This window comes from Mesorhizobium sp. WSM4847, from assembly GCF_055811335.1.
The window spans coordinates 348,238-370,091 of the sequence record NZ_JBVVPY010000005.1 but is presented as its reverse complement, the minus strand read 5'-3'; the positions used below and the strand labels follow the sequence as shown (position 1 = coordinate 370,091).

The 21,854-nt window shown below is 63.5% G+C and carries 22 protein-coding genes; 10 read left to right on the top strand and 12 right to left on the bottom strand.

What is annotated here, in order from left to right:
* Positions 1 to 179: 179 nt before the first annotated feature.
* Positions 180 to 1,583 (bottom strand): aminotransferase-like domain-containing protein, encoded by a 1,404-nt coding sequence (locus AC0L28_RS09955; RefSeq protein WP_473477074.1) that lies wholly within the window; start codon positions 1,581 to 1,583, stop codon positions 180 to 182.
* 106 nt (positions 1,584 to 1,689) lie between these two features.
* Here AC0L28_RS09955 and AC0L28_RS09950 point away from each other — a divergent pair, with 106 nt between their 5' ends.
* Positions 1,690 to 2,553 (top strand): DMT family transporter, encoded by an 864-nt coding sequence (locus AC0L28_RS09950; protein ID WP_473477071.1) that lies wholly within the window; start codon positions 1,690 to 1,692, stop codon positions 2,551 to 2,553.
* A gap of 170 nt (positions 2,554 to 2,723) precedes the next feature.
* Here the strand turns inward: AC0L28_RS09950 and AC0L28_RS09945 are convergent, their stop codons facing one another.
* Together AC0L28_RS09945 and maiA are read right to left on the bottom strand one after the other, a co-directional pair.
* Positions 2,724 to 3,764, bottom strand: coding sequence for a zinc-dependent alcohol dehydrogenase family protein (locus AC0L28_RS09945; protein WP_128166757.1), 1,041 nt, complete (start codon positions 3,762 to 3,764; stop codon positions 2,724 to 2,726).
* Between the two features lie 173 nt (positions 3,765 to 3,937).
* Positions 3,938 to 4,588, bottom strand: a complete 651-nt coding sequence (maiA, locus tag AC0L28_RS09940) for a maleylacetoacetate isomerase (protein ID WP_473477068.1) — start codon at positions 4,586 to 4,588, stop codon at positions 3,938 to 3,940.
* Positions 4,589 to 4,745: 157 nt separating this feature from the next.
* Here maiA and AC0L28_RS09935 point away from each other — a divergent pair, with 157 nt between their 5' ends.
* A complete protein-coding gene (locus tag AC0L28_RS09935) occupies positions 4,746 to 5,429 on the top strand; it encodes a response regulator (protein ID WP_023803603.1) in 684 nt (227 codons plus the stop codon).
* Positions 5,430 to 5,551: 122 nt separating this feature from the next.
* On the opposite strand, the gene AC0L28_RS09930 is transcribed toward AC0L28_RS09935, so the two are convergent.
* Positions 5,552 to 6,892: an ATP-binding response regulator gene (locus tag AC0L28_RS09930; RefSeq protein ID WP_287257882.1), complete on the bottom strand. Its 1,341-nt coding sequence runs from the start codon at positions 6,890 to 6,892 to the stop codon at positions 5,552 to 5,554.
* Positions 6,893 to 6,900: 8 nt separating this feature from the next.
* Positions 6,901 to 7,980 carry an FIST N-terminal domain-containing protein gene (locus tag AC0L28_RS09925; protein WP_473477065.1) on the bottom strand — a complete coding sequence of 360 codons (1,080 nt, stop codon included), beginning with the start codon at positions 7,978 to 7,980 and terminating at the stop codon, positions 6,901 to 6,903.
* A gap of 295 nt (positions 7,981 to 8,275) precedes the next feature.
* Between AC0L28_RS09925 and AC0L28_RS09920 the strand changes: the two genes are divergently transcribed.
* From AC0L28_RS09920 to AC0L28_RS09905, 4 genes are all read left to right on the top strand, one after another.
* Complete coding sequence (locus tag AC0L28_RS09920; protein WP_473477091.1) at positions 8,276 to 8,707, top strand: nuclear transport factor 2 family protein; 432 nt, start codon at positions 8,276 to 8,278, stop codon at positions 8,705 to 8,707.
* A gap of 264 nt (positions 8,708 to 8,971) precedes the next feature.
* Positions 8,972 to 9,466 carry a (2Fe-2S)-binding protein gene (locus AC0L28_RS09915; protein ID WP_473477063.1) on the top strand — a complete coding sequence of 165 codons (495 nt, stop codon included), beginning with the start codon at positions 8,972 to 8,974 and terminating at the stop codon, positions 9,464 to 9,466.
* A gap of 110 nt (positions 9,467 to 9,576) precedes the next feature.
* Positions 9,577 to 11,925: a xanthine dehydrogenase family protein molybdopterin-binding subunit gene (locus tag AC0L28_RS09910; RefSeq protein WP_473477061.1), complete on the top strand. Its 2,349-nt coding sequence runs from the start codon at positions 9,577 to 9,579 to the stop codon at positions 11,923 to 11,925.
* Between the two features lie 117 nt (positions 11,926 to 12,042).
* Positions 12,043 to 12,840: an FAD binding domain-containing protein gene (locus tag AC0L28_RS09905; protein ID WP_473477059.1), complete on the top strand. Its 798-nt coding sequence runs from the start codon at positions 12,043 to 12,045 to the stop codon at positions 12,838 to 12,840.
* A 333-nt stretch (positions 12,841 to 13,173) separates the two neighbouring features.
* On the opposite strand, the gene AC0L28_RS09900 is transcribed toward AC0L28_RS09905, so the two are convergent.
* The 3 genes from AC0L28_RS09900 to AC0L28_RS09890 form a co-directional block, all read right to left on the bottom strand.
* A complete protein-coding gene (locus AC0L28_RS09900) occupies positions 13,174 to 13,689 on the bottom strand; it encodes a GNAT family N-acetyltransferase (RefSeq protein WP_287229238.1) in 516 nt (171 codons plus the stop codon).
* Positions 13,686 to 14,492 carry a copper homeostasis protein CutC gene (locus tag AC0L28_RS09895; RefSeq protein ID WP_128246839.1) on the bottom strand — a complete coding sequence of 269 codons (807 nt, stop codon included), beginning with the start codon at positions 14,490 to 14,492 and terminating at the stop codon, positions 13,686 to 13,688. Before AC0L28_RS09895 ends, AC0L28_RS09900 begins: the two co-directional genes overlap by 4 nt.
* Positions 14,493 to 14,671: 179 nt before the next feature.
* A complete protein-coding gene (locus AC0L28_RS09890) occupies positions 14,672 to 15,580 on the bottom strand; it encodes a LysR family transcriptional regulator (RefSeq protein WP_128246838.1) in 909 nt (302 codons plus the stop codon).
* A 220-nt stretch (positions 15,581 to 15,800) separates the two neighbouring features.
* Between AC0L28_RS09890 and AC0L28_RS09885 the strand changes: the two genes are divergently transcribed.
* Genes AC0L28_RS09885 through AC0L28_RS09875 form a run of 3 tightly spaced genes read left to right on the top strand, consistent with a single transcriptional unit; the run spans position 15,801 to position 17,802 of the window.
* Positions 15,801 to 16,211, top strand: a complete 411-nt coding sequence (locus AC0L28_RS09885; protein WP_473477056.1) for a nuclear transport factor 2 family protein — start codon at positions 15,801 to 15,803, stop codon at positions 16,209 to 16,211.
* A gap of 59 nt (positions 16,212 to 16,270) precedes the next feature.
* The gene (locus AC0L28_RS09880; RefSeq protein WP_473477054.1) at positions 16,271 to 17,251 is read left to right on the top strand and encodes an alpha/beta hydrolase; all 981 of its coding nucleotides are present in this window, start codon (positions 16,271 to 16,273) and stop codon (positions 17,249 to 17,251) included.
* Positions 17,248 to 17,802 carry a nuclear transport factor 2 family protein gene (locus tag AC0L28_RS09875; protein ID WP_473477051.1) on the top strand — a complete coding sequence of 185 codons (555 nt, stop codon included), beginning with the start codon at positions 17,248 to 17,250 and terminating at the stop codon, positions 17,800 to 17,802. The genes AC0L28_RS09880 and AC0L28_RS09875 overlap by 4 nt, the downstream gene beginning before the upstream one ends.
* A 61-nt stretch (positions 17,803 to 17,863) precedes the next feature.
* On the opposite strand, the gene AC0L28_RS09870 is transcribed toward AC0L28_RS09875, so the two are convergent.
* On the bottom strand, positions 17,864 to 18,718 hold the full coding sequence (locus tag AC0L28_RS09870) for an AraC family transcriptional regulator (protein WP_473477049.1): 855 nt from the start codon (positions 18,716 to 18,718) through the stop codon (positions 17,864 to 17,866).
* A 100-nt stretch (positions 18,719 to 18,818) separates the two neighbouring features.
* Here AC0L28_RS09870 and AC0L28_RS09865 point away from each other — a divergent pair, with 100 nt between their 5' ends.
* Positions 18,819 to 19,991 (top strand): amidohydrolase, encoded by a 1,173-nt coding sequence (locus AC0L28_RS09865; protein WP_473477046.1) that lies wholly within the window; start codon positions 18,819 to 18,821, stop codon positions 19,989 to 19,991.
* A gap of 104 nt (positions 19,992 to 20,095) precedes the next feature.
* Here AC0L28_RS09865 and AC0L28_RS09860 read toward each other — a convergent pair whose 3' ends face one another.
* The 3 genes from AC0L28_RS09860 to AC0L28_RS09850 form a co-directional block, all read right to left on the bottom strand.
* Positions 20,096 to 20,554: a hypothetical protein gene (locus AC0L28_RS09860; protein ID WP_473477043.1), complete on the bottom strand. Its 459-nt coding sequence runs from the start codon at positions 20,552 to 20,554 to the stop codon at positions 20,096 to 20,098.
* 59 nt (positions 20,555 to 20,613) lie between these two features.
* Positions 20,614 to 20,913, bottom strand: coding sequence for a DUF1236 domain-containing protein (locus AC0L28_RS09855; protein WP_031256955.1), 300 nt, complete (start codon positions 20,911 to 20,913; stop codon positions 20,614 to 20,616).
* 325 nt (positions 20,914 to 21,238) lie between these two features.
* The gene (locus AC0L28_RS09850) at positions 21,239 to 21,538 is read right to left on the bottom strand and encodes a DUF1236 domain-containing protein (protein ID WP_027156174.1); all 300 of its coding nucleotides are present in this window, start codon (positions 21,536 to 21,538) and stop codon (positions 21,239 to 21,241) included.
* Positions 21,539 to 21,854 lie beyond the last annotated feature (316 nt).

Below are 21,854 nucleotides of genomic sequence, written 5' to 3'. Positions count from 1 at the left end.
GCCGCAGCGGGTGATCCGGTCATGACCCGGGTCACCCGCCAACCCGATCATGCATGATTCTAGAGACACAAGGGGTGTTGGAAGGATCGCCGTCGGTGCCAGGCTGGAACACCCCTCATCCGACCGAGCTTCGCTCGGCCACCTTCTCCCACAAGGGGAGAAGGGACAGTGCGGGAAAATCAACGCGACATCGCCTCTTCAAGCGTCCTGAAAATTCTCTCATCCGCCGACTGCGCGACGTTGAAGCGCAGGAAACGGCTGGCGGTTTGGGACAGGCTGAACGCATTGCCGGGCGCCAGCACGACATTGGCCGACAAGGCGCGGCGGGCTATTTCCGCTGCATCGACGCCTTCCGGCAGTCTGCACCACAAGAACATGCCGGTCGGCTGGTCGATCCACGGCATGATGCCGATCGCCTTCAGGCGGCTGCCTGTCTCAGCCATGGCGCGTGAAAGCCGCGTGCGCAGCAAATCGACGTGCTTGCGATAGCTGCCGTCCTTCAGCAGCGTCAGCACCAGTTCGGAGGCAAGCCTGCCGCTGCCGAAGGACGTGGCGATCTTGAGGTCGGTCAGCCCTTCCATCCAGTCGCGCGGAGCCGCGATGAAGCCGCAGCGCACCGACGCCGAAAGCGTCTTGGAGAAGCTGCCGATATGGACGACGCGACCAAGACCGTCGAACGCCGCCAGCCTGGGTGCCGGGGTGTGTTCGAAGTCGGCAAAGATATCGTCTTCGATGATCGTCAGATCCGATTGGTCGGCGAGCTTGAGCAATCTGTGGGCGACGACCGGCGACAGAATTGCACCCGTTGGATTGTGAAGCGCGGAATTGGTGATGTAGAGGCGCGGCCGGTGCTCGATCAGCGCCTGCGCGAACAACTCGATATCCGGTCCCGACGGCGTATAGGCAACGCCGACCACCTTGGCCCGGTGAGCGCGCAACAGGGCATGGAAGTTGAAATAGCAGGGGTCGTCCACCAGCACCGTGTCGCCCGGTTCGAGCAGGAACCGGCACAGGAGGTCGATGGCCTGGGTGCCCGATTCCGTCAGCATGATCTGGTCGGGAGACGCCTCGATGCCATGCTCTGCCATGCGTCGTGCGAGCAGATGCCGCAGCGGCGGCAGCCCGAGCGGGGTGCCGTAATCGGTCAGCGTGACATCATCGCCGCGTGCCATTGTCCGCAGTGCCCGGCGCAATCCAGCCTCCGGCATCCAGGAGGCCGGCAGCCAGCCGCAGCCGGGTTTGAGCACGCCGTCGCCGGCTTCCAGCGACTGGCGCGAAACCCAGAGCGGATCGACGGCACGGTCAAGCGTGGGGCCGATCTCGGCCAGCGACAAGGGAGCCAGCGGTCCGGCGGCATAAAAACCCGAGCCGGGACGCGAGCGGATGATGCCTTCTGCGGCAAGACGCTCATAGGCTTCGACCACCGTGGATTTCGAAACCTGCATGGTTTTCGCGAAAGCCCGGATCGAAGGCAATCGTGTTCCCGGTGTCAGGCTGCGCGCGGCGATCCTGTGCCTGATCGTCGCCATGACGCTTTCGACAAGCGTTCCGCTGCCCTTATTTGCCGTCGTCTGCTCGTCCATCCGTACTGCTCAATCTACCATGACAGTTTTGTCAAACTGTACCTCATTGTCTCTGGCGGCGCCATAGGTCCGGCCCGATAGAGGGCGAGAACATCAGGAGCATGCGATGGACAAGACGGCGGGCGGCTGGATCAGCGGATTCGTGGGCGTGCTGATTTTCAGCGGATCGCTTCCGGCAACGCGGGTTGCGGTGATGGATTTCGATCCGGCCTTCCTGACCGTCGCCCGTGCTGCCACGGCAGGCATCCTTGGCCTCGCGCTTCTGCTCGTCTTTCGCCAGAAACGTCCGGAACGGCAGGATCTGTTGTCGCTGGCCATCGTGGCGCTCGGCGTCGTGGTCGGCTTTCCGCTGCTGACCGCGCTGGCGCTCAAGCACATCACCTCGGCCCATTCCATCATCTTCATCGGCCTGTTGCCGCTGGCGACCGCGATCTTCGGCGTCATTCGCGGCGACGATCGCCCCAAACCGGCTTTCTGGCTGTTTTCATGCCTTGGCAGCGCCCTTGTTGCCGGTTTTGCGGTGACCCAAGGTGTCTCGGCCTCGCCGCTTGGCGACATGCTGATGCTGGCGGCAATCATCGTGTGCGGACTGGGCTATGCGGAAGGCGCCACGCTGTCCCGCAAACTTGGCGGCTGGCAGGTGATCTCATGGGCGCTGGTGTTGTCGCTGCCGGTCATGCTGGCCCTGACGCTCATCACCATGCCACCGTCGCTCGCAAACGTCGGCAAGGCCGCCTGGATCGGCCTCGCCTATGTCTCGCTGTTCAGCATGCTGATCGGTTTTGTATTCTGGTATCGCGGGCTGGCGCAAGGCGGCATCGCCGCGGTCGGGCAGTTGCAGCTTCTGCAGCCTTTCTTCGGCCTCGGCCTGGCGGCAATGCTGCTGCACGAGCAGGTCAGCCCCGCCATGATCGCCGTCACCGCCGCCGTCGTGCTCTGCGTGGTCGGTGCAAAGAAATATGCGCGGTAGGCGGCGGCCTTTCTTCCTTCTCCCCTTGTGGGAGAAGGTGGATTGGCGCGCAGCGCCAAGACGGAAGAGGGGTGCTGGCCGGAGTGCTGTTGGTGCCAAGCTGGAGCACCCCTCATCCGGCCGCTTCGCGGCCACCTTCTCCCACAAGGGGAGAAGGGGGAGCCGCACGGCTAGAACTTCGTCACCACGCCGATGCCGATGCCTTCGAAGCCGCCCATCGCCATCAAGGCCGCGGGCGCCTCATCGAGGCTGATCCGCTTGCCGACCAGCAATTCGGGTTTCAGCTTGCCGGTGCGGATCATCTCCATCATCGCCTGGTAGCGGTAGGCTTGCATGCCGTGGCTGCCGAGGATTTCGAGCTCGAAGGCGATCACCTTGTCCATCGGGATCTGCGGCCTGGCGTGATCGCCGAGCATCAGCCCGACCTGGACATGGCGGCCGCGCCGGCGCAGGTTCGCGATCGAGTTGAACGAGGTCGTCGGATGGCCGAGCGCGTCCATCGACATGTGCGCGCCACCATTGGTGATCTGCTTGACCGCCTTGACCACGTTCGGCGTCCTGGCGGCATTGATCGTCGCCACCGCGCCGATTTTTTTGGCGAAGTCCAGCTTCTCGTCGGTCAGGTCGATGGCGATCACGTTGGCGCCCATGGCGCTGGCGATCATGATCGCCGACAGGCCGACGCCGCCGCAGCCATGCACGGCCACCCATTCGCCTGGTGTCACCCGGCCCTGGTCGACAATGGCGCGGAACGAGGTGACGAAGCGGCAGCCAAGGCTGGCGGCGGTGGCGAATTCCATCTCGTCCGGCAAGCGGACCAGATTGGTGTCGGCATGGTCGATGGCGACATATTCGGCGAACGAGCCCCAGCCGGTGAAGCCGGGCTGGGTCTGGTGCTCGCAGACCTGATGGTTGCCGGAGCTGCATTCGAAGCAGCGGCCGCAGCCGACGGCGAACGGCACGGTGACGCGCTCGCCGGTCTTCCAGCGGGTCACCTGGCTGCCGGCGGCCACCACGACGCCGGCAAGTTCGTGGCCCGGCACATGCGGCAGGCGGATGCCGTCGTCGTGGCCCATCCAGCCATGCCAGTCGCTGCGGCAGAGCCCGGTCGCCTCGACCTTGATGACAACGCCGCCCGGTGCTGGCTCCGGATCGGCAACAGTCTGGATCGTCGGCACCTCGCCGAATTTTTCGAAGACAACGGCTTTCATCGGCAATTCCTCATTAGGATGTGTTGATATTCAGGTGATGCCGGCCCTGCGAACGGCGGTTTCCTGCGCTTCCGGTGCTCACGTACCCAAAAGTACGCTCCGCTCCGGTTCTCGGAAACCACCATTCTCGGCTCGGCCTGACCTGAATCTCAAACACCCTAATCCAACTTTCTCTACTCGGCATCGATCTGGTTCTCCGGCGCGGCCTTTTGGAAGGGCGGCAGCGCCATGCAGGCGGCGTGGATGCGTGTGACCGTCGGGTAGGGCGCTATGTCGACGCCGAAACGGGCGTTGCTGGTGACCTGCGCGGCCAGGCAGATGTCGGCCAGCCCCGGCGTGTCACCATGGCAGAACGTTTTTGTTTCAGGCGATGAAACAAGAATCTTTTCAAGCGGCTGGAAACCTTCGTTCACCCAGTGCCGGAACCAGTTGGCGACGTCCTCGTCGCCGGCGCCGAACAGCGTGCGCAGCGACGTCAGCACGCGCAGGTTGTTCACCGGATGGATGTCGCAGGCGATCATCTGCGCCAGCATCCTGACGCGGGCCCGGCCAGGCGCGTCCTGTGGCAAAAGAGGCGGTTCGGGCCTGGTCTCGTCGAGAAATTCGATGATCGCCAGCGATTGCGTCAGCAGCGTGCCATCGCCCAGGATCAGCGCCGGCACCAGTCCTTGCGGATTGACCGAGAGATAGGCTGGCTCGAGATGCTCGCCGTGGCGCAGATGATGCGGCACATATTGGTAGGTCAGGCCCTTCATCTCCAGCGCGATCCGCACCCGGTAGGAGGTGGAGGAGCGGTAGTAGTTATGCAGGATGAGGTCGCTCATCCCTGCACATTCGGCCGATTTGGACGACCGGGCAAGGCGTGGTGGTCCTGAAATTGCCATCTCCGCCCTTCAGCCAGGGATGGCGATGTACTATTTGCCAATAATCTGGCCATGGTCGCTGGGCTATTCTATCCTGCCCTGAACTGAAACGAACGCCATGACCGCAGTCAACGATCGCGCCCGGTTTCTGATCATCGACGACCACCCGCTGTTTCGCGAGGCGCTGCACAGCGCTGTGCAGATGGCCTATCCGGACGTCGACACCGTCGAGGCGCGTTCGATTACCGAGGCGTTCGAGCTTCTGGCGGACGCCAAGCCGTTCGATCTCGCGCTGCTCGACCTCAGCATGCCCGACGTGCATGGCTTCGACGGACTGCTGCAGCTTCGGACCCGCTATCCGCGCCTGCCGGTGGTCATCGTTTCGGGGCATGAGGAGCCGAAGATCATTTCCGAGGCGCTGTCCTATGGCGCGGCCGGCTTCATCCCGAAATCGGCGCGCAAGAGCGATCTGGCCGCCGCCATCCGCTCGGTGATGGAAGGCGCGATCTACGTGCCCGAAACCTATGAAGGCCAGCCGCCCGACGCCGACAGCACCGACCGCGCCGAGATGGTGCAGCGGCTTGCCAAACTGACGCCGCAGCAATTGCGGGTGCTGCAGATGCTGCGCCAGGGCTTGCTCAACAAGCAGATCGCCTACGAGCTGCAGGTCGGCGAAACCACTGTCAAGGCGCATGTCTCCGAGATCCTGCGCAAGCTCAATGTCTACAGCCGGACGCAAGCCGTCATCGAGGTTTCGAAGCTCGACAGCGCCGAGCTGTTTCGCGGCCAGGCGGGGTTTTAGGCGCACCCGTTAGGGTGAATAAACCGTCACCGAGAACTTACCTTTTCCGGCCAAGGACGGGAATCACGGTGACAGTGCACCATTTTCCTGTCGCTCGCGGTCTTCTGCCCGTGTCTTTGGGATCAAGCCAAGAGATGCGCCAGCAGGGCGCGCAGTTGCGCCGGTTTCAGCGGCTTGCGCATCAGCTCGATGCCGGCGGCGCGGGCGGCTTTGGCGACGGTCTCCGAACCGTCGGCGGTGACGATCAGCGCCGGCACGGCGCGGCTGAGATAATCGCGGACCTCGGCGATCGTGGTGGTGCCAAGGTCGCCGCCGTCGAGATGCTGGTCGGCGATGACGATGTCCGGCACCCAGTCCGTATCGCCGAGCATCTCGAGCGCGGCATCGGTCGAGGTGGCGGGGCGCACCAGGCATTGCCAGCGCTCGAGCAGGGATGTCATCGCCTGCAGCACCTCGACGTCGTTCTCGACCAGCAGCACCTTCGTGCCGAACAGACCGTAGCCGCGCGGCCGCTCCATGTCGGCGCTGCTGGCAATGGCATCGACGCTGGCGCCGATCCCGACGGGAACGTCGATGTGGAAAATCGTGCCGTGTCCGACTTTCGACGAAAACGTCACGGGATGGCCGAGTGCGGCGGCGATGCGGCGCACGATGGCCAGGCCCAGTCCCAGCCCACCGCCGGCTAGCCCGGCATCGGTCGGGAACGTGCCGCGGTGGAACTCCTCGAACACCGCCTCGCGCTGGTCGTCGGGGATGCCGCAGCCGGTATCGGCGACATCGATGCGGATCGTGTCGCCGCGATGCCTGGTGCCGACCAGCACGCCGCCGGAGCGGGTGTAGCGCAGCGCGTTGGAAAGGATGTTCTGCAGGATGCGGCGCAGCAAGGTGCGGTCCGAACGCACGACGGCGTTGACCGGCCGGAATTTTAGCGTCAGGCCCTTCAATTCGGCGACCGGCAGGAAATCCGAACGCAGCGACGAAAACAGCACCTCCAGGCTGACGTCGCCGATATCGGGCTGCACGACGCCGGCATCGAGTTTGGAGATGTCGAGCAGGGTGCGGAGCAGATCCTCCATCGTCTCCAGCGACCGCTCGACCTGCCGGACCAGTTTTTTGCCTTCGTCGCTGGTCTGCACTTCGGCCAGCGCCGAGACGGAGAGATGCGCGGCGTTCAGCGGTTGCAACACGTCGTGGCTGGCGGCTGCCAGGAACCTGGTCTTGGACAGGTTCGCCAGTTCGGCGTTTTCCTTGGCCGCGCTCAAATCGATGTTGGATTGTTCCAATCTACGCAGTGTCGAGTGCAGCTCCTCGGTGCGCGTACGCACTCGATTCTCGAGCGAAATCGCGGTCTGGAACAGCGAGAACGCGTTGCCTTGCTGGTCCATCGAGCGCTCGACGCGGCTGACAAGGGCTGCGTTGATCTTCTTCAGCTTCTCCAGGTCGTTGATGTCCCTGAGCGGCATGAAACCTCCTACTCCGCCGCCTGCCGCTCTCCGAAGGCGATGCCGGTGAACGTCTGGTTCAGATGCATCGACCGGTACTGCTCGCCATAGGTGCCGAAGCCGATGACGTTGTTGACCTTGTAGAGTTCCGACATCTCCCGAAAGACCTGGCGGTTGCGCGCATCGAGCCTGCGCAGCACGCAGTCAAAGGCGAGGATCATGTCGATGCCGCCAAGCCTGTCCTCGACATCCCTGAAGGCGGCACGCGTCGATTCAACCATGTTCTTGGGACGGGCGATGGACAGGACGACGCCATCGTCGATGGCGCAGAAGAACGACAGCGAGCCGTCCGCGTGCATCTTCTGGATCGAGCGGCAGTAAAATTCGCCGCCGACTTTCACCACCACCGGATGCGAAGCGAAACTCAGCGGCGTCAGCATCTGCGGGATGACGCCGACCGAGGCGGCATATTCCTCGGCGGCATTGGTGGCGTTGAATTCGCGCACGGTGCGGTGATCGGGATCGGACGCGGTCACCACCAGCTTCTCGTCGGTGGGGACGAAATTGTCGGTCTTGAACACGTGGAAAGGAATTTCCGTGGTGATCAGCACGATGATGGCGCAGTCGCAGGCAACCTTGCCGTTCGAGATCAGCCGCGTCGTCTCGAATTTCAAATCATCGCCCGCCGACCCGCCGATCAGTGGAATATCGTCGAGCCCCCAATGGATGGCGGAGGTGACCGCTTCCTCGGCATAGGACAGCCCGTCGATGAGGCAGAGCGCGAAAGTGGTGTCGGCTCGCTCGTGCCCGACGCGGCCGCGTAACGAACGCCTCAGCGCCTCGACTTCGCCGGTGATCCCGTCCATGCCCGATGAGGACAGATTTTCGACCATGGTGCTGGCTGCCGAAAAAGATGCGGAGGGAAGCAGCATGGCCATGACCTGGCCGTCCTCCAGGCCTTTGGGCGTAATCTCGCCGGCCGTCGAGCAGCCGGCATAGCGGAGCGCCGGCGCGTGGTTCTCCAGCGCTTCCGAAAGGGCGACTGCCTCAAGCAGGCTTTGCGAGAAAAACAGCAGGGCAAACCCAGCGTCGATGGCCGCGGCTTCCACTGCCACCGCCCGGGCGAACGCATCCGCGTCGGGTTCGTCGGTGGTGAGAACCGATAGGCCGCATGCATAGCGCGTCCGTGAACTGGCCAGCGGCTTCCTCCTCTATTTCCTCCGACGCTCTTTTTGTGCGCGGCTCTTTTTTTGTGCTCTTCGCGCGCCGGCGTCGACGTCATTGTTGTCTTCAAGTGCTACTTTGGCAATGAGCCAACATGACGGATTTGAATTTTCTGCTGTTTTTGACGGCATCGGCGCTCAGAAACGTCAGATCCAAAACCACAGCGGAAGGGAGTTATCCATGGACGCCCAGGTCAGGAAGCTATTCGAACGCTACGAGCGGCTTTTCCGGAAATCCCTCGCCGGTGATGCCGACATGGACGAAGTCACGTCGGTCTATGCTTCCGCCTTCATTGCGGCGTCGCCTGCCGGCATCATGGTCGGGAAGAACGACGACCAGCTCAAGCAGGCTATGGAACAAGGCTATGCTCGCTATCGAGCGATCGGCACCAAGGAGATGCGAATACGCGATAATGGCATTTCGCCGATTGACGAGCATCATTGCGTTGCCCACGTCGCCTCCACGTCGATCTTCGCGCGCAAAGGCCAAACCGACGTCACGATCGATTTCGACGTCCACTACCTCGTGCAGAAACTGGCGGGAGAGCCTAAAATTTTTGGCTGGGTGTCAGGCGACGAGCAGGAGGTTCTCAGAAAGCACGGCATCGGCTGAAATCGGCCTGGCCAGCACCATTGCCGCTGATGGCCGGCAGGCGGCATCGCCAGGCGACCATGGTTTCGCTTCGCTCCGCTGTTTGCCTGTCTTTGCGTGACCGAAAGTACAATAGGCGGATTTTCGGCCGAACTGCATTCTCGCAATCTCGGCATTCCGCGGCACTATTTCCCGTGCTCTATGCGGTATAAGAATAGCGGACAGATGGAGGGCTCGGGCACCACCGACGCCAAAAACGACCAAGGTAGCACCCAGGGAGGTTTCATGTCGGAGATATCATTGACGGTGAACGGAAAGCGGGTCAGCGGTTCTGCCGAAGACCGGACGCTTCTGGTTCATTTCTTGAGGGAGAATCTCGGCCTGACCGGGACGCATGTCGGCTGCGACACCTCGCAATGCGGCGCCTGTGTGATCCATGTCGACGGCAAGGCGGTAAAATCCTGCACGATGCTTGCGGTGCAAGCCTCCGGGTCGAGCGTCGTGACCATCGAAGGTCTGGCGGACGGCGCCGACCTGCATCCGATGCAGGCGGCGTTCAAGGAGCATCACGGCCTGCAATGCGGCTTCTGCACGCCGGGCATGATCATGGCGGCGACCGACATGGTCAACCGCCATCCCGAAGGCCTCGACGAGGCCACGGTGCGGGCCGAGCTCGAAGGCAACATCTGCCGCTGCACCGGCTACCACAACATCGTGAAGGCGATCCTCGCCGCATCGGAGACGATGTCTTCGAAGGGCAAGGCCAGGCAAGCTGCATGAGGGCAGTAAGGGAGTAGGGCAGTAAGGCAGTAGGGGAAGTCGGCTCAAATCCCTACTGCCCTACTGCCTTACTCCCCTATTCCCCTACTTTTTCGGGAGGAATTTCTGCGATGGGCATTGAAGGTGTTGGCGCTCGTGTAGCGCGCAAGGAAGACAAGCGGTTCATTACCGGCGCCGGGCGCTATGTCGACGACATGGTGGTTCCCGGCATGAAGCATGCGGCCTTCGTACGCAGCCCGCATGCGCATGCTGAGATCAAGAAGATCGATGTCAAAAAGGCTCAGGCCATGCCGGGCGTCATCGGCGTGCTGACCGGCAAGGAGCTCAAAGCCGACGGCATCGGCAATCTCATCTGCGGCTGGATGATCCATTCCAAGGACGGCTCGCCGATGAAGATGGGGGCGTGGTCGCCGCTGGCCTTCGACAGGGTCCGCTATGTCGGCGATGCAGTGGTCGTTGTGGTTGCCGAGACCAAGGGCCAGGCGCGCGACGCTGCCGAAGCGGTCGACATCGCCTACGAGGAACTGAAGGCAGTCGTCGACGCTCCGAAGGCGCTCGAAAGGAGTGCGCCACAGATCCATCCGGAAGCCGACGGCAATCTGATTTTCGACTGGGAGCTCGGCGACAGCGCGGCGACCAACGCGGCAATCAAGGCAGCTGCCCACATCACCCGCATGAAGATCGTCAACAACCGGCTGGTGCCCAACGCCATGGAGCCGCGCGCAGCGCTTGGTCACTACGACAAGGCCGAGGACCACTATACCTGCTGGACGACCTCGCAGAACCCGCATCTGGCACGCCTGGTGATGAGCGCCTTCTACAATGTCGCGCCGGAAAACAAGCTGCGCGTCATCGCGCCGGATGTCGGCGGCGGATTCGGTTCGAAGATCTACATCTATCCGGAAGAAATCATCTGCCTGTGGGCCTCGAAGAAGACCGGCGTGCCGGTCAAATGGGTGGCCGACCGCACCGAGAGCTTTCTCACCGACGCCCATGGCCGCGACCATGTCTCGACGGTCGAAATGGCCTTCGACAAGGACAACAGGATCACCGGGCTGAAGGTCGACACCATCGCCAATCTCGGCGCCTACATGTCGCTGTTCTCGTCCTGTGTGCCGACCTATCTCTACGCGACGCTGTTGTCGGGCCAGTACGACATCCCGGCGATCCACGCCAATGTGCGCGCCGTCTACACCAACACCGCGCCGGTCGACGCCTATCGCGGGGCAGGGCGGCCGGAGGCCACCTATCTGCTCGAACGCACCATGGAGACCGCCGCACGCGAGTTAGGCGTGTCGCCGGCGGAACTTCGCCGAAAGAACTTCATCACCTCGTTCCCGCACCAGACACCGGTCATCATGAACTATGATGCCGGCGATTATGCCGCTTCGCTGGACGCGGCGATCGCCGCTGCCGATTATGCCGGTTTTGCCCAGCGCAAGGCCGACGCCGCCAACAGAGGCAAGCTGCGCGGCATCGGCATGAGCTGCTATATCGAGGCCTGCGGACTGGCGCCGTCGGCGGCGGTCGGCAGTCTTGGAGCGGGTGTCGGCCTTTGGGAAAGTGCCGAGGTGCGCGTCAACGCCGCCGGAACCATCGAGGTGCTGACTGGGTCGCACAGCCACGGCCAGGGCCATGAGACGACTTTCGCGCAACTGGTCAACCAGCGCTTCGGCGTGCCGATCGACAGCGTCTCCATCGTCCATGGCGATACCGACAAGGTGCAGATGGGCATGGGCACCTACGGCTCGCGCTCGGGGGCCGTCGGCATGTCGGCTGTCGCCAAGGCGCTCGACAAGGTCGAGGCCAAGGCCAAGAAGATCGCCGCCCATCTGCTCGAGGCCGACGAGGGCGACATCGTCATCGAAAACGGCGCCTTGAAGGTCGCCGGCACCGACAAACAAGTGCCGTGGTTCCAGATGGCGCTTGCTGCCTACACCGCCCACAACCTGCCTGGCGGCATGGAGCCGGGGCTGAAGGAGACCTCATTCTACGATCCGTCGAACTTCACCTTCCCGGCCGGCTGCTATGTCTGCGAGGTCGAGATCGATCCCGAGACCGGCGTGACCGAGGTCGTCCAGTTCGTCGCGGCCGACGATTTCGGCAACATCATCAACCCGATGATCGTCGAAGGCCAGGTGCATGGCGGCGTCGCCCAGGGGATCGGCCAGGCCTTGCTGGAAGGCACCCGCTACGATGCCAGCGGCCAGCTTTTGACGGCGAGTTACATGGACTACACCATGCCGCGCGCCGACGACCTGCCGTCGTTCAAGGTCTCGACCTCGAACACGCCGTGCCCGGGCAATCCGCTCGGAATCAAGGGCTGCGGCGAGGCCGGCGCCATCGGCTCACCGCCGGCCGTGATCAACGCCATCACCGACGCCATCGGCATCACCGATATCGCCATGCCCGCATCGCCGTCCACGGTCTGGGCAGCGATCCGGGCGACGAAACATTGATAAGCATATAGCGAATAGGGAGTAGCGAATAGGGAACAAAGTGCGTGCGAAGGGATAGGCCCTATTCGCTACTCACTACTCCCTATTCGCTCCTTTCCCCCGAAGGGAGAAAGACAAATGTACCCAGTCAACTATCACCGCGCCGCCTCGGTTGCCGATGCCGCCAAGCTGCTCAAGAGCGGCGATGCAAAGCTGTTGTCGGGCGGCATGACGCTGATCCCCGCGATGAAGACGCGGCTTGCCGCGCCTTCCGACCTTGTCGACCTGTCGCGGATCAAGGAACTGCAAGGCGTCAAGGTGGCGGGCAAGACCATCACCATCGGCGCCGCCACCACGCATCACGATGTCGCCAGCGACGAGAATCTGAACAAGGCGTGTCCGGCGCTCGCCCATATGGCGTCCCGGATCGGCGATCCGGCGGTGCGCTACAAGGGCACAATCGGCGGCTCGATCGCCAACAACGACCCCGCGGCCGATTATCCGGCGGCACTTCTGGCCCTCGACGCCACCATCGTCACCAACAAGCGCGAGATCGCCGCCGATGCATTCTTCACAGGGCTGTTCGAGACGGCGCTGGAGGACGGCGAGATCGTCACCGCAGTGACCTTCACCGCGCCGGCCAAGGCGGCCTATGAAAAGTTCCGCAATCCGGCATCGCGCTATGCGATCGTCGGTGTGTTCGTGGCCAACGGCGCGGACGGAGTCCGCGTTGCCGTGACCGGGGCCGGCGACAGCGGCGTCTTTCGTTCGAAGGAAATCGAGGCGGCGCTTGCCACGAATTTCGAAGCCGCCGCCCTCAACGGAGTGAAAGTGCCGGCGAATGATTTGATGAGCGACATCCACGCCTCGGCCGATTATCGCGCCAATCTGATCGTGGTGATGGCCAAGCGCGCAGTGGCCGCCGCCAACACCTGATTTTCTGCAGCGTGCCGGTCCTGGGGAGAGGGACCTTCGCCGCCCCTTTTTCGTCGTTCTCGGGTCTGATGGGCGGAAATGCGAAGTATTGCCCAGGGCAATCGCTCAGGGTTGCGCTGCCCCTCATCGCCCTGCCGGGCACTTCTCCCCGTATAGTGACGGGGAGAAGGACGCCTTCGCAAACGATTTCGCCAATCTCCAGCGTTGCAGAAAATGTGCCGAAGTTGCGGCCAGCCCCTTCTCCCCGTCACTATACGGGGAGAAGGTGCCGGCAGGCAGATGAGGGGCAGCGCCAGCATCAATTGGCCGGTCGAGCGGTTGGCTTTTGTCGCCTCAGCCGGTGATCGGCCTGGTATAGTAGCGCACCGCCTTCTTGCCGCCGTGGATCACCGCGTCGCCGACCTCGACGAAGCCGAGCGCTGCGTGAAAGGCATCTGAAGCCTGGTTGGGCGGCTCGGCATTCACCTCGCAGGTGACGATGGTCTGGCCGGCACGCAATGCATGGTCGAACAGATCCTCATAGAGCCGCCGGGCATGGCCGCGGCCACGCGCTTCTCCCGCAACGACGACGCGGTCGACATAGACGAAGCGAGGATAGCGCTCGCGGAACCACAGGAAGTTCGGGCTGTCGTAGCGGGCGTCCTGGTCGAAGGTCATGATGAAGGCTTCGAGCGCGCCGATGCGGCGCGCATAAAACGCTTCGCCGAGCAGGAAGGACAGGCGTTCTGGCTCAAGCCACGACAACTCGGCCGCGTGCGCGTTGTTGAGGGCGAGGATGACGGGCTCGTCCTGCGGCGAGACCCGGTCGATCGGCAGGCGTGCCCGTTTGTTTTCTTCCTTCGCGATCATGCTTTCGCCGCCGCAATCGTCGCCGCCACCAGCGCCGCGTCGGTCACCGTGTTGCGGTACTCGCGGTCGAGGTCGGTGCCGCCCATGCCAACCCGGGGATTGCGGTAACGCATGGCGCTCGGCACGTCCTTGAGTGCGGCGAAATGCATTTCGGTCAGTCCGGTTCTTTCCCGCACCTCGGCGATGTTGTTTGGGTCGAGCCCGCCGCAGCCGAGGATGATGATGCGCTTCCCCGCCTGCCGGACGAGGGCCGCCAGCAGGGCCGCGCCCTCCAATGCGGTGTCGCGCTGGCCGCTGGTCAGCACGCGGCCGACCTTGCTGCGGATCAGCGCTTCCAGCGCATCAGTCGGATCGCGTGTCATGTCGAAGGCACGGTGGCAGGTGACGTTTAAATGCCCTGCCGCCTGCACCAATTCGCTCATCCGCTTTTCGTCGATGGTACCGTCGGCATTCAGGCAGCCGACGACGACACCGGCGACGCCAAGCTCGCGCAGCGCGCTGATATCGGCGAGCATCGAACGATACTCGGTGTCACTGTAGAGAAAATCGCCGCCGCGCGGCCGCACGATGACGTGGAATGGGATCGTCGCCAGTTCGACGGCTGCGCGCACCATGCCAAAACTCGGTGTGACGCCGCCCTCGACGAGGCTGGCGCAGAGCTCGATCCGGTCGGCGCCGGCGGCTTGCGCGGCGAGCAGGCCATCGATGCCTTCGACGCAGATTTCGATCAGCGGCAGGCGAGGGCGTTCAGTGTCGGTCACAGGGCGATCCGTTGCTGATTCAAGATTTGCAGCCCTTAGCATCGGGCTCCGTGCCGCGAAAGCCGGAACTATTGGCTCAACGCGACGGGTTGTTGCGGTTTGCAATGCGGCCAATCAACGCCTTCAACCGCCTCAACGCCGCCACCCGGCAGATGGTCGGCGCCTGGGGTGAGCCGGACCGGCTCGCCGATATGCGTCATGGCTGGTTTCGCGGCGGCGCATCAGATCCGCAAATTGTGGGCGTTGGCGCGGACGAAATCGATGAACGCCCGCAGCTTTGGCGGGACGAGGCGACGGCTGGGATAATAGAGGTGGAGCGGTTCGTAGGTGGGACAGAAAGGCTCCAGCACCTTGACCAGCGCGCCTGAGGCGAGGAGCGGCGCAGCGAGGCCTTCGACGGCAAAGGCCAGGCCAAGCCCTTGCGCGGCGGCGGTGATGCAGAGCGGCAGTGTGTTCACGACCAGACGTGCGTCGGGCGTGAACTCGACCTGGCGTCCATCGACAACAAACTCCCAGGGCGAGATGGCGCGGGTGCGGGTGAAGGCGAAGGCGATGCAGCGGTGGGCAGCGAGGTCGGCGGGTCGTTTTGGCGTGCCGTTACGCGCCAGGTAGTCGGGGCTGCCCAACACCACCGTCTGCAACGGTCCGCCTAGACGCGCGCCGATCATATCTTTCTCAAGAAGCTCGCCGATCCGCACGCCGGCATCGAAGCCCTGCGCGGCGATGTCGACGAAATTGTCGTCGAAGATCAGGCTAAGCCGCACCTCGGGGTAGGCATCCATGAACGGTCCCATCAGCGGCTCGATCAGCAGCGGCGCGGCGATCCACGGCAGGCTCAGCCGCAGCGTGCCGGCGGGGCGGTCGCGGGTCTCACGCAGTGCCGCGCCTGCCGCCCGGATCTCCTCGGTCGCTGGGCGCACGTGGTCGAAATAGTGGGCGCCGGCTTCGGTCAGGCCGACGCTGCGGGTCGTGCGGTTGAGGAGCCGCACCCCGAGACGCTCCTCGAGGCCCTTGACCGCCTCGCTGAGCGAGGCCGGGGCGACGCCGAGTTCGGCAGCGGCGCGGGTGAAGCTTTTTGCCTCCGCGACCTTCACAAAGGCGACGATGCCGCTGAACTGGTCGAGTCGCATTGTGAGGATATTCCAAATAGCCTTGTCGGACTCTACGGGTTTTTCCGGTGAACCAAAAGTCTCATGTTGGGCCCGACGAACGGCCTCGCTGTTGCGACGGCTCGATCAAGCAAGGAGACAGGACCGATGACCAGGCTCGCTTCGCTCGCCGCCGGCGCTCTCCTGGCGGTGTCCGCCGCCCCCCGCCAACGGCGGCCCGCAGGAAGACCGCAACATCCAGTTGATCAAGGACTATTACGCAGCCTATGCGACCGGGAACCCGGAGGCGGTTCGGCCCTTCCTGGCGGCCGACATCGTGTGGCGCATTCCCGGCCACCATCCGCTAGCCGGCGACAAGCGCGGGCCGGAGGAAGTGGTCGCCTTCTTCCGTGGCCTGGCCGACGGCAAATTCAGGGCTGAGCCGATCTTCTTCCAGGCGCAGGGTGATCTCGTCGTCGATATCCATCGCGGCTGGTCGAACGTCGGCTCGGGTCCCGAGATCGACCAGCTTTTCGCCCTGATGTTTCGCATCAAGGACGGCAAGATCGCCGAGGCGCAGAATTTCTTGACCGACATGTACCAGTCGGACACCTTCTACTGGACGCACTACAAGCTGAAGCCACTGCCCGGCCGACTGGCGGATGACCGCTGAGACGGCGGCCTTTAATCCGTCGCTCCGCGCTTTTCGCTCCAGGCCAAAGGAGATTTACGATGTTGAAAATCCTGACGCTGGCCACGGCAACCGCCGTCGCCCTCGGCTCAAGCGCCTTCGCCGCATCGCGCGTCGAGCGCGTTGCTTTCGCCGCGCACGGTGAGCAGATCGTCGGCGACCTCTATCTGCCCGAGGATCTGGACCCGGCGAGACCTCGACCCGCGCTGGTGGTGACCGGTGCCTGGATGACGGTGAAGGAACAGATGCCGGCCCGCTACGCCCGCGAGCTGGCCGACCGCGGCTTCGTCGCCTTGACCTTCGATTTTCGCGGCTGGGGCGAGAGCGGCGGCGCCCGCCGCCAGTATGAGGACCCCACCGCCAAGGTCGCCGACATCGAGGCGGCGGTCGCCTATCTCGCGGCCCGGCCCGAGATCAGCAAGGACCGCATCGGCGGGCTCGGCATTTGCGCCAGCTCCGGCTACACGGTCACTGCCGCCGCCAAAAATGCCGCGATCAAGTCGGTCGCTTTGGTCGCGCCCTGGCTGCACGATGCCGAGGTGGTCGAGCAGACCTATGGCGGCAAGGACGGCATTGCCAGGCTTGAAGCTGTGGGTGATGCGGCCGAGGCCGCCTATCGCCGCACCGACAAGCAGGCTTTCCTGCCCGCCGCCAGCCTGACCGACGAGCGGGCGACCATGTTCAAGGTGCCTTACTATACAGAGGCTGGTCGCGGCATGATCCCGGCCTGGCGCAACGAGGCCGATCCGGCCTTCTGGCGCGGCTGGCTGACATTCGATGCGATCCAGGCTGCCCGGCGCCTGCATCAGCCCTTGCTGATGGTGCACAGCGAGGCGGCTGCCATCCCGCAGGGCGCGCGGAAATTCTATGCGCGGCTGACCGGGCCGAAGCAGGAGCTGTGGCTCGACAACGTCACCCAGTTCGACTTCTACGACCGCGCTGCGCCGGTGAAGTCGGCGAGCGACGCCGTTGCCGCGCATTTCCGCGCCACGCTGGGCAGTGCAGGGGAGGCGGGACAATGAGCCCCGTCACCCGCCGGTTTGTTTTGGCCTCGGCAGTTTTTGCCGCGACGCTTGCCGCTCTGCCCGCCTTGAGCACCATGCAGTCCACGGCTGCGCTGACGAGCGAAGACAAGGCCGCCATCGCCGAGGCGGTGGCGGGGATCGGCCTCTATGCCGATTTGCGCGAATGGGATCGGGTAAAATCCTATTTCACGACCCGCGTCACGACCGACTATACCAGCCTTTTCGGTGGCGAGGTCGCGACCAGCGACCGCGACGCGCTGATTGCTCAGTGGCAAGGCCTGCTGCCGGGCTTCGACGCCACCCAGCACCTCATCACCAACATCGTTGTCGAAGGCGCGGGTAACGATGCGGTCGCGCGCAGCCATGTCCGCGCCAGCCACTGGATCGGCGCCCGGTTCTGGACGGTCGGCGCCAGCTATCTGCACCGGCTGGTGCGGACGCCCGAAGGCTGGCGCGTCAGCGCCATCTCGATCCATCGCTTGTACGAGGAGGGCGACCGCGCCGTGCTGGCCGCCGCTGCGGACCGGGTGGAGGCGGCGGCGAAATGACAACGCAAGGTTGCGCCGGGAACCGATTGGCGCCGACATTGGTGGTCCGGCCACTTCCCGATCATTTCATGTCGATGTGAACTCGGTTTGGTTCGGGAGTTCTGCCTCTCCTGAACATGCCTGGCGTCATGCCATGCATGGTCCGGAACGCACGGGAAAGATGGCTCTGGTCGGCGAAACCTGCCGCAATGGCGGCCTCAGCGAGGCCGAGCCCCTGTTCGATCAAGAAACTGGCGCGACGCAGTCTCCGGTCGCGGATATAAGCTGCAGGCGTCAGGCCAATCGCTTTCTTGAAATCCCGGATGACCTGGAACCGGGTGACGCGCGCGGCGTCGGCAAGCCGCTGCAGGTCGCACTGCGACCCAAGGTCGCTTTCGACAAGGTTCTCGTAGAGCGAGAACCTCCGTCGCGATCCCGAGCTTTCGATCTCCTCTACCCGCCCGCTGCAATCGCCATGCCGAACGATGAGATGTCTCAAGGCGACGAGCAGCGACGTCTCGGCTTGCGTCGCGTCCGGTGAGGTCGAGCTCCGGTGCGCTGCCATCAACGCTGCGGCGAGATCGCTGTCTTCGATATTCGGACGTGAGAAGACCGGAGCGTCAGCCCTGCCCAGTTCGTGGGCGAGGCCCGCCATCAGCGGCACCGGGGGATAAAACGTCCGGTAGGCCCAGCCTTCATCCGCACCCTGTTCCCCGTCATGCCACTCCTCGGGATTGACGACGGCAATGGTGCCTGCCGGAGCGACTATTTTGTGGCTCCCGATGCGGATGAGTTCGCAGCCAGCCGTGATCAGCGCGATCACATAGGTTGGGTGCGTGTGCAGTTCGTAGCGATGCTGCGTGAAGCGCGCCTTGAACAGGCCAAGCTCAGGGAAGCAGGGATGGCGCCAGTATTTCCTGGTCTCTGTCGCGTCCACGGTTTTTGTCCCTGCAGCGGTCAATCTGGTTCAAGACGCCTGTTGTGCGACCTTCTAATCGTGATCCAAACCGCCCTTTGCGGCTTGGAAGGAGAGCATCATGCTGCATAATGACCCGATCGCCGCTCTGACTCCAGAGGTCATAGCCTGGCGGCACCACATCCATTGCAATCCCGAACTCGGATTCAAGGAATACGAAACGGCGCGTTTCATTGCCGAGAAACTGCGCGCCTTCGGCCTCGACGAGGTGCATGAGGGGATCGGCGGCACCGGGGTCGTCGGCGTCCTGCGCACCGGCACGGGCACACGCGCCATCGGCCTTCGCGCCGAGTTGGACGCGCTTCCGGTCGCAGAAAGGACCGGTTTGCCCTATGCGTCCAGGAACGAGGGCGTGATGCACGCCTGCGGCCATGACGGCCACACCGCCATGCTGCTCGGCGCGGCCAGCCTGCTCAGCCAATCCCGCGCCTTCGACGGCACCGTCTACTTCGTCTTCCAGCCAGCCGAAGAAAACGAAGGCGGCAGCCTGCGCATGATCGAAGACGGCCTGTTTGAGCGTTTCCCGATCGAGGCGATCTATGCCGTCCACAACTGGCCGGGCCTGGAGCAGGGGACGATCGCCGCTCGCGCTGGAGCACAGATGGCGGCCGTCGACAATTTCGAGCTGACCTTCGAGGGTTTTGGCGCGCATGCCGCCATGCCGCAGCTCGGCGACGACCCGATCCTGGCCGCGGGCGCCTTTGTCCAGGCCGTTCAGCGTATCGTCAGCCGCTCGGTCGATCCGCAAACCGCGCTGGTCGTCAGCCTCACCCAGATCCACGGCGGCAAAGTCGGCAACATCGTGCCGGGCAGGGTCTGGCTGCAAGGCACTTGCCGGTTTTTCGAGCCCGGTCATTCCGATCATTGCGAGAAGCTGATCGGCGAGATCGCCCACGGCATTGCCGCAGCCCATGCGCTCAAGGCCACGCTCGACTACAAGAAGGGCTATCCGCCGCTCATCAACACGGCTGACGCCACGGCCCGCGCCATCGCGGCAGCCGCCGCCACCGTCGGCAGCGAGAACGTCTCGACCGAGTTCAGCCCGAGCCTCGGCTGCGAGGATTTCGCCTTCATGATCCGCGAGGCAGGCGGCTGCTACGCGTGGATCGGCGTCGGCGATGTCGGGCCCGGCGAGGGCCTGCACGGCGACCGCTACGTCTTCAATGACGAGATCGTGCCGACCGTGCTGCGCTACTACGTCAACCTGGTCGAGCAGACGCTTCCCGCCTCGTGAATCGTCAGAGGGAAAACTGACGGCTCAGCGGGAAACCCCGATCTGAATGCGATTCGTGCGCGATAAGCCGGGAAGGAGTCAGGCGCGAACCAACCCGACGCATCTCAGCCGGCTGTGGCCACGAGTTGCGTTACGCGGATGGGATTTTCCAGCACTGCCTGTGCGGTATCGGCCTGATTTTCATCGACCTGCGCCATCACGAAAATGACGCCTTGTTCAACATTCGGCTCACCCGGCTGTCTGGCAACATCGGCAGATGCCTGGAGAAGCCCACCAGCAAAGCCGCCGCAGGCCCCACCGACAAGAGTTAGGCCAGCCACCGCTCCGACAGGATCAATGCCGGTGGCCTCAAAAGCACCCAGGCCGATTAACAGACCAGCGGCCGCGCCAAGCGCGGCACCGCCCGGACCACGCAGGACAGCCCTGATTTCGTCGTCGTAAGGTCCGATGACGCTGATCTGTTCTTGAGAAACTCCTGCCGCCTGAAGCGCGGCAACGGCACGCGCTGCCTGGTCGCGGGAATCGAAAAGTCTGCTGATTGTTCGCATTTTGACACTGCCCATCGCATAGTCGCCCGCCGCTCATTTCGAAGCGGCGGGCGTCTCCTCCCCTCGCGTTCAGGTCACTGAATGATCTTGACGATCTTGCGTGTGCCGGGATCAACAAGAACGGTGCGATTGTCGACGACGACGTAGCGATACTCGACGTCGGGAACCTCGTGAAGCTCGACCGTCTCGGGTATCGTTGAACCGATATTGAGTTCCACCCCAGGGAGTTCCACGGATGCGAGCGGCTGCTTTTTCACATATTCCCTGATCACGGTCTCCTGTTCAGGCGCGATGATCACGTCCTGAGCGGCAACAGCGCCAACGCTGGCCAGCAGAAAAAGGCCCGCGGCTGCGGTGGAAAGATGCATTCTCATAACTGCCTCCTTTATGTCTGTGACTTGTAAGCCCATTTGCGCTGGACGGCATCAGCGCCTTGCTTACCCAAACTGGAGGCAGCCGCAAACGTTCCTTAGCTGGGCTTCGGTCCGATTTGGCAGGCCTTTGCGTAGGACCTAAGTCTGACGCGTCGCGCCCAAAGGACGATGCCGCGGGTTTCGGGGCGCACCGACTGCACGCTTCAATTGCTATGAACCATGGGCGCTATGAAACCGTAGGCGCTTTGAACCGTAGGCGACAGCGGAACGGCAAGACGGCCCGCCGCGTCCAAGCGGCGGGCGTCTCCTCCCCAGGCCATTTCAGTCAATCGATGATTTTAACGATCCTGCGTGTGCCTGGATCGACAAGAACGGTCCGATTGTCGACGACGACGTAGCGATATTGGACGTCGGGAACTTCATGAAGCTCGACCGTCTCGGGCAGCGCCGAGCCGATATTGAGCTCTACGCCAAGCAGGTTCACCGAGGCGAGCGGCTGCTTTTTCACATACTCCCTGATGACGGTCTCCTGTTCGGGCTGGATGATCACGTCCTGGGCAGCCACGGCGCCGACACTTGCCAGCAGCAGAAATCCTGCGGCTGCAGTGGAAAGATGCATTCTCATAAGTTTTTCCTTCCTGATGAGCTGTCTTGCGCTGGGACGCATCTTCGTCGCGCCAAGCTCACCTTCAACAACGAGACAGCTGCAAACGTTCCGCGGCTGGGCTTCGGTCCGACCAGAGACGCCGTGCCGATGGACCTAAGTCTGAATTGTCGTGCGCAAAGGGCGACGATGGCGTGTGGCCCGGAACCACGACTGCCAGCACTCGTTGCTCGCCGTGCGTCACGGGAGGAATCGATGGAGAATAGTGTTCACCAAGCCCGCTGGCTACTTGCACCGGTCTTCGCTGTCTCCATTGCCTTCCTGGCAATTGGAATAG